Consider the following 13288-nt stretch of genomic DNA (forward strand, 5'->3'; position numbering starts at 1 on the left):
CTCCTATTTCACTACAACAGTGATCGTTGCAACTGGGTTTAACCAGCGGTGACTGGTATTGTCTAGGTCACTAATGCCACCAGCGGGATCACTATCGCCCAAATTACCTGGGTGAACATGAACGGTGGTATTGGTTACTGTGGTTTCAACACCGCTACCACCAGCACCAAAGGTAAGAAAAGGAGGATTCGGCATGCTTCCAGCAAGCTCATCATTGGCTTCGGTGCCCGCATCGTAGCCGCGCAACGTCGCTTTATAAGTACCTGGTTCATATGGGATTTTCCAGCTATCTAGGCCAACAAAGCCGTCATTGGTTGGCAGTAACATCGCACTTAGAGAGAGGTAGCTAAAGCTTCCGCTATCCATTGAAAAGGTCGTCGCGACACCTGGATTTAAAATGCCAGTCGCTGGGTTTTCTACCACCACACCACCAGCGTTACCGATCACGTTAGCCAAGCCAGAGATATCCCCGCCTTCAGCCATCGCCTCTAACTCGGCAGAAGCCGCTTGTCCAGTGCGAAACATTACCAAATCTGAATTGTGCGCAGCAACGATGAGCGGCGTGAAGTAGATGCCCTTGGTGGCATTAGTGATGGTGATTTCAAGCTCAGCGGCATTGACGGAGCCGGCTCCGAGAAGTAGTGATGCAGACGTTATAGCAAGTCCAAGTTGAGTACGTTTTTTCATTGTGATTCCATCCTTTAACTGTCCCTAAGGACACCATGTATTAAACGCACAATGCACAAGTTAAGGTTGTTGCGCGTTTCCATGTGTTAAAGCATGCAGGTCAAGGTTTGCAGCAGCCTCACCGATTTCTCACAAATATCTCTCAATTGGCTCTGAAAATTCTTCCCTCTGTAAATTCAATCCCTTAGGGCTGATAACCAGGTACATCTCGCAGCAACATTTTACTGCGAACAAACAACCCATTGCCTCGTCCTATCTCGCGATCTTCACCGTCGTAGACCACCGACTCAACAATAAACTGACTGCTGTTGATGTTGACGACTTTACCTACCGCTTTCATACGTCCCTTGGAAACAGGTCGAGTGATATAGGTGGTAAAAGAGGTCGTGAGGACAAAGTACTCTTTCTCTAGGCTTGCAGCGGCAAAAAAGGCGGCATCATCGAGCATTTTAAAGTAGACCGAGCCGTGCACTGCGCCTGCAGTGTGAAAGTATTTTTTGTGTAGCTCAATTTCAATATCCGCCTGAGCTTCCTGGATCTTAATTCGAGGTAAGTAGAACTCGTTAATTGGCGCTGCCAAGTACATGCTTTCTAGCGCTTGATAGTGCTGGGGACTTTCCATGTTGTTCCTCGTTGAGACCTAATCTTTTGTTATCGTTATACAAAAAAGCCTGCCTACCGAAGTAGACAGGCTTTTAATGCTAGCTTGCGTTGGCTAGCGCCTTTTGTTTTTGAGGAGCACCGTTCGTTAGCGTGGTTCTCATATCATGGCTGAAGTGGTCAACCTGAATCGCGCGGTATCGAAGCGCATCCGCCTCTAGAATTTTATCGACTTCCTCTTGGCTCAAGACATTTTCTTTTAATGCTTGTGCCAAACGGTCAGCCAATAGACCCTTGCGAGCAACCTTGCCTGCTTTAACGCCTGAAAGAAGCTTCTTCTCTAAGTCTCGAACACCATACATGGCAACAAAGGCGCGATCCATCAGTCCGACATTGTCGTCTTCAGCAGATCCGACATAGCACAAATGCGTCAAGCGATCGCGCATCTCACCAGGTACCATCAGCTTGTTTGCGATGCGCAAGGTGACATCATCGCTTGGTAATTTGAAATGGTTACCAATTGGGAATAGCAGTGTTTTTAGTGTCTTACCTGCGAATCCGCTTGGGAAGTTGCGGTAAGCTTCGTTCAATGACTTCGCCGCATGGTGGAAACAGTAATCGACTGCATAATCAACAAAGTCACGCTCTTCTGCTCGGCTGCCCTCATCTTGGTATTTCTTCAATACTGCTGATGCCAAATACAGGTATGCAAGACCATCACCCAGGCGCGCAGAAATCAGCTCTTTGCGTTTCAGCTCACCACCCAGCGTCAACATGGCAAAGTCAGCACTCACCGCAAGAGCCTTGCTCAAGCGCTTCAAATTTTTATAGTGACGAGCTGTTTCACCACTTACCGGCGACGAGGTTAGCGCAGAGCCTGTCAGTGCAGCAAACAAGCCGCCAATAGAATTTTTCGTCGCATGACCGATATGTTTAAACAGCAAATTATCAAACGCCTCAAGACCCGCTTGATGATCTGGATTTGCCGCTGCTTCCATTTCTTGGAATACGTATGGATGGCAACGTGTGGCACCCTGACCAAAAATCATAAGGTTACGCGTTAGAATGTTCGCACCTTCTACCGTGATAGCAACCGGCACACCCAAATACGCCGAAGACAAGTAGTTCATTGGACCGCATTGGATAGCACGCCCTGCGTGGATATCCATCGAGTCATTCAAGATGGTACGTGAGATTTCTGTCATGTGATATTTGGCAATGGCGGTGACAATACCTGGCTTTTGACCCATATCAAGCGACGTCGTTGTTAGGGTGCGGCTCGCTTCCAGCAAGTAGTTCAAACCGCCAATACGACCTAGTGCTTCGGCCACCCCTTCAAATTTACCAATCGACATACCAAACTGCTTACGAACATAGGCGTACGCACCTGTCGTTCTCGCCGTCAAATGGCCAATAGCGGTGCCTAGTGCGGGCAGTGAAATACCGCGACCTGCTGACAGACATTCCACTAACATACGCCAGCCCTTACCCGCATAGTTAGCGCCGCCAATGAGCCAGTCCATCGGGATAAATACATCCTGACCTTGTATCGTGCCATTCATGAAGGCTAGATGAAGAGGGTCATGTCTTTCACCTATCACAACGCCAGGGTGATCGGTTGGAATCAATGCACACGTAATGCCGACGTTCTTGTTATCGCCAAGTAAACCTTCAGGATCTAGCATCTTAAACGCCAGCCCCATTACGGTTGCTATGGGTGCCAAGGTGATATAGCGTTTGTTCCAATTAAGTCGGATACCTAACACTTTCTCACCTTGGTGTTCGCCATAACAAACAACGCCGGTATCCGGTATACCACCCGCATCAGAGCCTGCTTCAGGCCCCGTGAGGGCAAAACATGGTGTGTCTGTACCATCAGCGAGTCGAGGCAACCAATAGTCTTTTTGTGCTTGAGTACCATAGTGTGAAAGCAGTTCGCCAGGGCCTAAGGAGTTAGGCACCATGACCGTAATCGCCGCGCTCATGCTACGAGTCGCGATTTTGGACACTATCGTTGAGTTGGCCAGCGCAGAGAAAGCGCGCCCGCCGTATTCCTTGGAAATGATCAGTGAGAAGAAGCGCTCTTTCTTTAAATACTCCCAGACTTCTGGTGGTAGATCGCGATCTTCTTTGACGATTTTGTGATCATCGAGCATCGACAACAAGGTTTCGAGCTGATTTTCTATAAAGTGCTGTTCTTCCGCAGTCAGCGTCGGCTGGGGATAATTGTGAAGAGTATTAAAATCTGGATTACCAGAAAACAATTCGCCATCCCACCATACTCCGCCCGCTTCCATGGCCTCACGTTCAGTGGCTGACAGAGGTGGCAGCACTTTCTTAAACAGATTAAATGCTGGCTGGCTGATCAACTTCTTTGTAATGACACTCATATCCATTAATCCTTTTGTTGAGTTTCGCAATTATCTTGCTTGTTGTCGGTTTCTAAGCCAGCCGAAATGTAGGGTATGGCTTGCTCGATAATATTTAAAAAGTCACTGTCTCGATCGAACTGGCTTGCGGCGATCTCGTTTAATGCCTTAGATGACACGGTGGCAAACACGAACGCCCCAAGGGCAAAATGCAATCGCCAAAACAAAGACTCTTCATCAATACTTGGGTTAGCTTTGAGCATGGATAGTTTGAATAGCTCTAACGTTTTCCCGTAATGATTAACAATGAACCATCGCAAATGTCCTTGAACATCGCTATAACCGCTAGCAATGAGCAATAAAAAGCTAGCCATGCCATTTGGGTGTAACTTATTTAAACCCAATAGCGGCGACTTTATTGTGTTCAACACATCCTCAACGCTATAGCTCGCTCTGAGATTCAATTGTTCTAATTGCCCATGCACTTGTGGCATTAAGTGAACGAGGTAGTCATCCAGAATCGCCTGTACTAAAGAGTTTTTATCTCCAAAGTGATAATTGACGGCGGCTAGATTCACATCGGCTCTTTGAGTGATATCTCGTAGCGATGTATTGTTATAACCCCGCTCTATAAATAGAGCTTGAGCAGTATTAAATATCTTTTCTTTTGTTCCAGATTTTACTTTCATAATTTAAAACGCCCGTATCAAACGCTTGTTTAATATATCCAGCAAAATTTAATTCAACAAGTGATTAACATCAACTTTTTAAAATTAACATCCATTGCAGGACGCATATACATCTAAGCTCATGAAACTAATGAGGAAATATTTTTAGGTTAGACTAAAATCGTAAGAAAAAAGGAATCAAAGCCTTTAAATACAACTAGTTACCAACACCACCCTATGGTATGGAAATAAATCTCAGACAAAGCATTCACACAAAAAATACATGCCCAACCCCACAATCAATCACAAAATCGAATGGTTGGGCATGCATAAATAAAGACAACCGAATAGGTCAATTACCTTTCACTTCAGATGAGTAGCGGTATTTTTGTGATCTACATTTCAATTTTGGCAATTAATAACCGTATAGTGAAATCAAGATTCAAACGCATATCAAATAACAACAAGTCATTAACAGTAATTAAATTGGGCACTTATGCAATCAAACTCAAAGGACAATTAAACGCTGAACACTATTTTTAGAGCTGTTTGCCTATGAATTATGTCTTTTGAGGCTAGTGACAAAGGGTTAAGCATTCTTCATCATATCCGTATTCAAACACGCGTTTGAATTCCATGACTTAAATCAACAAGCGAACAGGTAACTCGATATTAGAGACGCGTTGTTCATCAAAAAGACGTTTAAAAGGAAGCTAACCATGCAAAATCAAGCCGCTCTAGAAGCTGTAAATGCTCAACTACAATCTGTTCTTAACCCATTTGCTAACTTCAGCCAACTGGTTGCGAAGAATGTAGAAACACTATCAAAAATGCAGATTGAAACTTTGACTGCCTACAGTGAGTTGACCAACGAAAATCTGCAAAGCCTTGTATCGGTGAAACAACCACAAGATCTGATGAACCACGGCAGCAAGCAACTCGAAATCATTACTAAAGTAAGCCAGCGCCTGCTTGAAGACGGTCAAAAGCTAAGCCTGATTGGTAACGAGTTTAAAGCCGCTGTAGATGAAATTTCGGCAAGCTCAATTACGCCAAACAAGTAATCTTGGCTCCGCTCTTTGAGATGGGCGTACCTTGTTAGTAACTATCAGTTTATAAGAATCCGTTTGTAAACATCAGTTTCCGAGCATGAGTTTCTAAACATACGTTTCTAAACATGGTGTCGCCCTCTATTTTCTATGCAATAAAGGATGAGAAGATGGAAAATAAGCCCCCATTCCAAGATGTCATCGATAGTTACTTTCAAGCCACCCAAGGTTGGTTTGATGCGTTTCAAAAGCCTACTCAATCCACCATCTTCAAATCTCAAGTCGAAGACTGGAGTCAGCTTGCACAATCTGTCACTAGCAACCCTACCAGTATCCTAGAGCAGCAAATGACATGGTGGAACCAACAGATAAACCTGTTCAATGACTGTATTTTATCGACCAGCGAATCTACCGAAAAAGAGACAGATCCTCGTTTTCGAGATGAAAGCTGGTCCGAAAACCCGATGTATAGCTACATCAAAGAGAGCTATAAACTGGTCTGTAAATCGGTACTCGACACGATTGGCAATACCCAAGATATCGAACCGGAAGCAAAAGAGCGCCTCGAGTTCTTTGCGCGCCAGTTTCTCAATGCGATGTCGCCAAGTAACTTCATTAGCACCAACCCAGAGATTATGAAGCTGACGCTCGAGTCCAACGGCGAAAACCTCGTTAAAGGCCTCGACCAATTGCAGAAAGATATGAGCAAAAGCGTAGACATGCTCAATATCCGTATGACCGACAATGAAGCATTTGTGGTTGGCGAGAATGTGGCGGCGACAGAGGGTAAAGTCGTATTTCAAAATCATCTGTTCGAGCTTATCCAGTATCAAGCAACAACAGAGGAAGTGTATAAGCGCCCGATGATGTTAGTCCCGCCATTTGTGAACAAGTACTACATCATGGACTTGAATCAGCGTAAGTCATTTGTGAAATGGCTGGTCGATCAAGGTCACACGGTCTTTATGATCTCTTGGGTCAATCCAGATGCATCTTTCCGTGATACCGACTTTGGTCATTACGTGACAGATGGCATCATCCCAGCGCTGGATGCCATTGAAGCTCAAACAGGTGAGCGTGAAGTCAATGGTCTAGGCTACTGTATTGGCGGAACGCTTCTTACCGCAGCGATGGCATATCTGGCCGGTAAACGTCGCAAGCAGCGCATTAAGTCAGCAACCCTGCTTACCACGATTCTAGATTTCCAACAGCCTGGTGAACTTGGTATCTTTATCAATGATCCAATGATTTCGGCCATTGAAAGCCAAAACAACCACCAAGGTTATATGGATGGACGCCAAATGGCGGTGTCATTCAGTCTGCTTCGTGAAAACAGCCTCTACTGGAACTACTACATCACCAATTACCTAAAAGGTGAAAAGCCCGTCGCGTTCGATCTACTGCATTGGAACAGCGATAACACTAATGTGCCAGCAGGTTGCCACAACCAGATGCTGCGCCAGTTTTATCTGGAGAACAAACTCAGCCAGCCAAATGGCATTGAGATCGACGGTATTGGTATTGACCTTACTAAAGTGAAATCGCCAACTTTCTTCCTTTCCGCTATCGAAGATCATATCGCGCTTTGGAAAGGCACCTTTAAGGGCACGGATCTGCTAAGCGGTCAAAACACTTTTGTACTAGCGGAAAGCGGACATATTGCCGGTCCGATGAATCATGCGGATTCGACTAAGTATGGCTATTGGACGAACGACAATGTCGATACCGACGCCGACACGTGGCTTGAGAAAGCAGATAAGCACACTGGCTCTTGGTGGGGGCATTGGCAACAGTGGCTTGATGCGCGTAATTTCTCACAGAAAATTGAGGCTCGCGTGCTTGAAGGTGAGCTTGACGCACCGGGAAATTATGTAAAACAACGCATTGAAGACGTACTAAACACGCTAGAGGAGAGCTGCCATGTCGCTTGAAGTAGGACAATACGCGAGCCTGAGTAAAACACTCGATAAAGCCGCCGTAGAACAGTTTGCCTCGTTAGCGGAAGATTATAACCCGGTTCATTTGGATGAAGCCTTTGCCGCCATGACGCCGTTTGAAGTGCCGATTGTGCACGGAATGTTAGGCGCGAGTTTAGTGTCTGGGCTGCTGGCATCAAAAATTCCGGGGCCTGGTGCTATTTACCTTGGGCAGACATTGCAGTTTACCTGCCCGATACGCGTAGGAGAGACTGTGACCGCTCGCGTAGAGGTCACTGAAGTGCGAGAGGATAAACCCATCGCTAAACTGCTAACTCAAGTACTTAATGAGCAAGGAAAAGTCGCCATCAAAGGCGAAGCGACGGTCATGCTTCAAGGCTAAAACTGAGTCAAAAAAATCGTTCTCGATCCCCAAAAGGCAGCTAACGCTGCCTTTTTCGTGTCACAAACACTAAATTACCCAACATTTACAACCATTAAACTCAACAATAACAACTAAATCATTCAACAATTGAATTATTTGTAGACACATCATCCTGTCTTGCTAAGATACCGAACGCAAACACACTTTATTACATAATAACTGCACTAGCGGAATGGTGCTGTCTAAGACCATCGCGACTCAGTGCAGAATCTATACAGGGATATAAAAATGCAAAGTTCTAGCATCCTTGCCCGTTATGCGAATGGTAATCTGGTTCTGCAGATCCTCGCGGGTATCGTTTTTGGTGTTATCCTCGCTGTCGCGTCTCCAACAACTGCTCAAAGCTTCGGAATGCTTGGTAGCTTGTTTGTCGGAGCACTTAAAGCTGTCGCCCCAATTTTAGTTTTCATTCTTGTCGCAGCTTCTATTGCCAACCAAAAGAAAAACCAAACCACGCATATGCGTCCAATCGTTGTGCTGTACCTCATTGGTACATTCTCGGCGGCGCTTACTGCAGTTTTGCTTAGCTTCCTTTTCCCAACCGAGCTTACCTTGGTTGCCGGCGCGGAAGGAGCAACGCCACCGCAAGGTATTGGCGAAGTTCTACACACACTGCTGTTTAAGCTGGTCGATAACCCAGTTAGTGCGCTGATGAACGCCAACTACATCGGTATTTTGGCGTGGGCAATTGGTCTGGGTTTAGCCCTGCACCATGCCTCTGACACCACCAAGGCGGTATTTGAAGATCTGAGCCACGGCGTGTCACAAATCGTACGTTTTATCATTCGTCTAGCCCCATTTGGTATTTTTGGCCTAGTGGCGAACACCTTCGCAACAACTGGTTTTTCTGCACTTGCTGGCTACGCACAACTTCTGTTCGTTCTGCTGCTTGCTATGGCAATCATTGCGCTGGTTGTAAACCCAATCATTGTCTACGTGAAGACCAAAGAAAACCCATACCCGCTTGTGTTCCAATGCCTACGTGAAAGTGGTGTGACGGCGTTCTTCACACGCTCAAGTGCGGCTAACATCCCAGTGAACATGACACTGTGTGAGAAGCTGGATTTAGATGAAGACACTTATTCTGTTTCTATCCCGCTAGGCGCGACCATCAATATGGCAGGTGCAGCGATCACCATTACGGTGCTGACTCTAGCGGCTGTGCATACCATGGGCATCGAAATCGATATCTTTACCGCACTACTACTTAGCATTGTTGCTGCGGTATCTGCTTGTGGTGCATCAGGCGTCGCTGGCGGTTCGCTGCTCCTTATTCCTCTAGCGTGTGGTCTGTTTGGCATCTCAAACGATGTCGCCATGCAGGTTGTTGCGGTTGGCTTTATCATTGGTGTGATTCAAGATTCTGCCGAGACAGCGCTGAACAGCTCAACTGACGTGGTATTTACTGCGGCCGTTTGCAAAGCAGAGCAGAACAAGCAGGGTTAATATCCGCTAGCATCCAAACTTCAAAGGGCTGTGTCATCGACACAGCCCTTTTTCTATCTCGCATTCAGATATCTCAATGATTAAAGACGTGCCCATGCTACTTAGCTAAGAAGTTGGCCATCCACCATCACGTGTGAAGCACGATAGTCCGAGTTGAGAATGGTGACAGAGGCTTTACTGCCCGACTTTAGAGTGCCTAAATCGGGACGATTTATCGCTCGTGCAGGGTACATCGAAGCCATGCGGAATGCTTCAGCCTCTTCGATTCCCCATTGAATGACGTTGGCAACAGATTGATCCATACCGATATGTGCCCCAGCGAGTGCTCCTTGCGCGTTAACCAGTCGACCGTTTTGTACACTGATCTGTTCACCGTCAAGAACAAAGCTATTGCTGATGCTACCTACGCTCGCCATCGCATCGGTGACGATCAATAGTTGCTGCTGAGGTTTGAGACGCTTCGCCAGCATTACGTTCGCCGAGTCCACGTGAATGTCATCAACGATGATAGAACACCAAGCATGATCGGCCATTAAAGCGGTTCCTACAACACCGGGTTCTCGCCCTTCCAACGGAGACATCGCGTTAAACAGATGAGTAAATCCGTCGATCAATGGCAACTTTTCACCAGATAACTCATGACTTGATGCATTGCTGTGTCCACAGGAAACCACCACGTCATTGTTCTTTAACCAGGCCAAGACCTCGGTATCTACGCACTCTGGCGCCAAGGTGACCAACGTAGTGCCCACCGCTAACCAAGGAAACGATTCAAGTTCAGAAACACTTGGGGCGTAGAACTTACCCGCATCATGAGCTCCTTTCTTATTAGCGTTAAGCCAAGGACCTTCTAAATGGATGCCCGCCACACCAGGGATGCATTTCTCCATGGCACTGGCTACGGCGTTCAATGCGTTGGTCATGTCCGTTGTAGTGGCACTGATCAAAGTAGGAAGCAAATAAGCCGTACCGTGTTTACGATGCGCTTTACATATCGTATCGATACCCTCAACGGTCATCGTGTTGTTGAACATCACTTCACCGCCACCATTGACCTGAATGTCGATAAAGCCCGGAACTATGATCTTATCTTGATAGTCGTCATAGGAAAGCTCCGCAGGCACCTCTGCTTTAGGAAGGATATCGACGACAATGTCATCTCTATACACAAGTACAGAGTCGAAATGAAACGTCGTACCATCAAATATTCTGTGTGCCGAAATGCCGCGTAATGTCATAGCCTTGTGTCATCCCTAAAATAATCATCAATCAGTGCTGAGTGTTAGCATCCAGCGGTAAAGAAAACTGTTCTGCTGCCCCACGTAAACAAGCATCATAATCCCCGGATGCTTTGGTGATTGGAACTCTAAATGCCGCGGGCTTTTGCTGTATATACTCGTCGACAAGTTCCATATAGTGGCTCGCCAATCCTACCCCACCGCCCAATACGACAAGATCGAGATCGTAGGTTGCCTTTAAATTTGCACACAGTACCGCTATCGCATGTGCGCTTCGCTTTATTATAGCCATTGCGCTCGCGTCATAACGGGCAAGCTCAAACAGTTCGATATTGGAAATAATCGGGTTGATGGTTGCTCGGGCGACTTTGTTGATGGCCGTACCTGAGGCAATAGCCTCAACACAGCCATTTTGCCCACAACCACAACTGGGACCGTTGATATCTATTACGGTATGACCAATATGACCCGCTAGCCAACTTGAGCCTTTATGCAGCTTACCATCAATGATGATGCCTCCACCGACACCCGTTGAAACCGTCACATACGCCATGTTTTTGACAAGGTTTGCATGTGATTTAAACTCGAAACAGGCCGCTGCTTGGGCATCATTGAGCATAGCCACCGGCTTTTGACTAATACGTTCAACTTCGCGATGAAGTGCAAACGGCTGCGGAAATGGTAATGTGTCTGGGTTAATGGATGTTATCCCTTCAGGGGTTACCCAGCCTGTTGTCGATATTCCAATGTTCAGAGCTTTTTCTAGCCACGTAGAGCATGGAGAAAGGATATGATTGGCAAACTCCCGTACATCAACCGTCGATGGCGTTGCTATTTGAGTTCGCTCAATGAGCTTTCCGTTTTCGACCAAGCCCAAAGCGACTTTGGTGCCACCAATATCAATAGCTAACGTGCTCATTTTGCTTCACCTCTGCGCGAGTTGCCGTATTGAACCATTGAGTAACGACTTCCAACCTTGTGAGTGCAGACCCGACTGTCACTGCGGTTGCCCCATTCGCGATGGCTTTAGCAGCAAGTTCGGGCGTGTTATACCGACCTTCAGCCATTGTAAAGAAACCTGCGTCTGCAAACTGTCGAACAAGCAGCAGATCGGGTTCCGTCGGTTCAACTTCTCCTACATAACCTGAGAGCGTCGAACCAATAATGTCGACCCCATACTCAGCCGCCCAGCGTCCATCTTGAAAACATGAACAATCGGCCATTGCAAAACATTCTGAGTCTTTGATCGCATCAGCGATAGCCTCACGAGTCTCTGGACGAACCCTATCTGTCGCGTCAAACGCAATGATGGATGCGCCTGCTATCTCAAGCTGCTCCACATCTTTTATGTACGGCGTAATTCTGACCGGACTGTCAATAAGGTCACGTTTCACTATGCCAATAATTGGTATAGTGACCTTCTCTGCGACGGCGGCTACGTTCGCGATACCCTCAATGCGAAGCGCTTTAGCACCAGCAGTTTGCGCCGCCAGTGCCATGGCCACAATAAACTCTGTATTTTCCAATGGACTGCCGACAACAGGTTGGATAGACACCACTGTTTGTCCTCGTAACTGCTCTTTTAATTCTCTGATTTTTAGACTTTTATCTCTCACATCGAGCCTCTCGTCCTTCAATAAAATCTACGGATACCGGCATAACATATCCAGTCAAAATCTACATAAAGTCATCCATCAATAACTAGACTTGGTTAAATTTTGTCCGCGATCACAGTTTATGAAAAGTTGATTTGAAAATAATCTTCACGACCATAATAATCCATAACGAAGATTTTTTTCAAACAAAATAAAATTTTTTTTTGAAGTGGTTAGATCTCATAAAACGAATGGACAAAAGGGAACATTATGAAAGCCATAAACAAAATCACTATCGCTATGCTGACAGTAGGGTGTGCATTATCAGTACAAGCGGCTACAACACTAAAAATGGGGATGCAAGCGTCTGTTGGCTCTGTGGAATACACCTCCGCGAAACTACTGGCTGATACAGTGGAAGAGATGAGTAAAGGCGAGATCAAGATTGCTCTGTATCCTAGCGCGCAGCTCGGTGACGATCGTGCCATGTTACAACAGCTAACTTTAGGTGATCTGGACATCACTTATGCAGAATTTGGCCGAATGGGCTTGTGGATACCACGAGCGGAAGCGGTGACACTGCCGTATGTTGCTAAAGATTACGAGCATCTACGCCGCATGTTTGATTCCGAGTTCGGTCAGGGTGTGCGAGAAGAAATGCTGACTAAGTTCAACTGGCGTGCACTCGATACTTGGTACAACGGTACTCGAGAAACCACATCAAACCGTCCACTCAATTCTATTGAAGATTTCAAAGGACTCAAACTTCGTGTTCCTAACGCGAAGCCTAACCTCAACTACGCTAAATTGTCTGGTGCTTCGCCAACTCCAATGGCGTTTTCAGAGGTTTACTTAGCCCTGCAAACTAACGCTGTAGACGGCCAAGAGAACCCATTACCAACCATCAAAACCATGAAGTTCTATGAGGTTCAAGACAACCTCGCGATCACCAATCATATCGTCAACGATCAGATGGTGATCATCTCAGACTCTACATGGAAAAAACTCTCTGAGTCAGAGAGAAAAATTGTTCAAGACGCCGTTTTGAAAGCGGGTGAAGCGCATACCGCATCGGTGAAAAAACAAGAAGCGGAGCTCATCTCTTTCTTTGAGGCTGAAGGTGTCACCGTAACTTACCCTGAACTTGCGCCTTTCCGCGAAGCAATGCAGCCATTGTACTCAGAGTTCGAGGCGAAAATTGGTGAGCCTATCGTTAAAAAGCTAGCAGCGATGTAAAGGCAGCTATCAATTCGTGAAGTAAAGAATTGAAATTGA

Annotated in this window: 12 protein-coding genes; 5 read left to right on the forward strand and 7 right to left on the reverse strand. The window is 46.3% G+C overall.

Annotation, left to right across the window (positions count from 1 at the left end; all coding sequences use genetic code 11):
- Positions 1–3: 3 nt before the first annotated feature.
- The 4 genes from ACVA6Q_RS00265 to ACVA6Q_RS00280 all read right to left on the reverse strand — a co-directional run bounded on the left by ACVA6Q_RS00265 (position 4) and on the right by ACVA6Q_RS00280 (position 4345).
- On the reverse strand, positions 4–687 hold the full coding sequence (locus ACVA6Q_RS00265) for a spondin domain-containing protein (RefSeq protein WP_446646052.1): 684 nt from the start codon (positions 685–687) through the stop codon (positions 4–6).
- A gap of 184 nt (positions 688–871) precedes the next feature.
- Complete coding sequence (locus tag ACVA6Q_RS00270) at positions 872–1309, reverse strand: PaaI family thioesterase (RefSeq protein WP_446646053.1); 438 nt, start codon at positions 1307–1309, stop codon at positions 872–874.
- A 79-nt stretch (positions 1310–1388) separates the two neighbouring features.
- Positions 1389–3677, reverse strand: a complete 2289-nt coding sequence (locus tag ACVA6Q_RS00275) for an acyl-CoA dehydrogenase (protein WP_446646054.1) — start codon at positions 3675–3677, stop codon at positions 1389–1391.
- Between the two features lie 5 nt (positions 3678–3682).
- Positions 3683–4345, reverse strand: coding sequence for a TetR/AcrR family transcriptional regulator (locus ACVA6Q_RS00280; RefSeq protein ID WP_446646055.1), 663 nt, complete (start codon positions 4343–4345; stop codon positions 3683–3685).
- Between the two features lie 698 nt (positions 4346–5043).
- On the opposite strand from ACVA6Q_RS00280, the gene ACVA6Q_RS00285 reads away from it, so the two are divergent.
- From ACVA6Q_RS00285 to sstT, 4 genes are all read left to right on the forward strand, one after another.
- Entirely contained in the window at positions 5044–5388 is a 345-nt protein-coding gene (locus tag ACVA6Q_RS00285) for a phasin family protein (protein ID WP_446646056.1), read from the forward strand.
- A 155-nt stretch (positions 5389–5543) separates the two neighbouring features.
- Positions 5544–7304 (forward strand): class I poly(R)-hydroxyalkanoic acid synthase, encoded by a 1761-nt coding sequence (gene phaC, locus ACVA6Q_RS00290; RefSeq protein WP_446646057.1) that lies wholly within the window; start codon positions 5544–5546, stop codon positions 7302–7304.
- On the forward strand, positions 7294–7692 hold the full coding sequence (locus tag ACVA6Q_RS00295) for a MaoC family dehydratase (RefSeq protein ID WP_353500124.1): 399 nt from the start codon (positions 7294–7296) through the stop codon (positions 7690–7692). The genes phaC and ACVA6Q_RS00295 overlap by 11 nt, the downstream gene beginning before the upstream one ends.
- 270 nt (positions 7693–7962) lie before the next feature.
- Positions 7963–9180: a serine/threonine transporter SstT gene (gene sstT / locus ACVA6Q_RS00300; protein WP_446646058.1), complete on the forward strand. Its 1218-nt coding sequence runs from the start codon at positions 7963–7965 to the stop codon at positions 9178–9180.
- A gap of 101 nt (positions 9181–9281) precedes the next feature.
- Here the strand turns inward: sstT and nagA are convergent, their stop codons facing one another.
- The 3 genes from nagA to ACVA6Q_RS00315 are packed head-to-tail and all read right to left on the reverse strand — an operon-like array spanning position 9282 to position 12034.
- Entirely contained in the window at positions 9282–10418 is a 1137-nt protein-coding gene (nagA, locus tag ACVA6Q_RS00305) for an N-acetylglucosamine-6-phosphate deacetylase (RefSeq protein ID WP_446646059.1), read from the reverse strand.
- 31 nt (positions 10419–10449) lie between these two features.
- A complete protein-coding gene (locus ACVA6Q_RS00310) occupies positions 10450–11337 on the reverse strand; it encodes an N-acetylmannosamine kinase (protein ID WP_446646060.1) in 888 nt (295 codons plus the stop codon).
- Positions 11318–12034, reverse strand: coding sequence for an N-acetylmannosamine-6-phosphate 2-epimerase (locus tag ACVA6Q_RS00315; RefSeq protein WP_446646061.1), 717 nt, complete (start codon positions 12032–12034; stop codon positions 11318–11320). The genes ACVA6Q_RS00310 and ACVA6Q_RS00315 overlap by 20 nt, the downstream gene beginning before the upstream one ends.
- A gap of 249 nt (positions 12035–12283) precedes the next feature.
- Between ACVA6Q_RS00315 and ACVA6Q_RS00320 the strand changes: the two genes are divergently transcribed.
- On the forward strand, positions 12284–13249 hold the full coding sequence (locus ACVA6Q_RS00320) for a sialic acid TRAP transporter substrate-binding protein SiaP (protein WP_446646062.1): 966 nt from the start codon (positions 12284–12286) through the stop codon (positions 13247–13249).
- Positions 13250–13288 lie beyond the last annotated feature (39 nt).

Source organism: Vibrio sp. DNB22_10_4 (assembly GCF_052879755.1).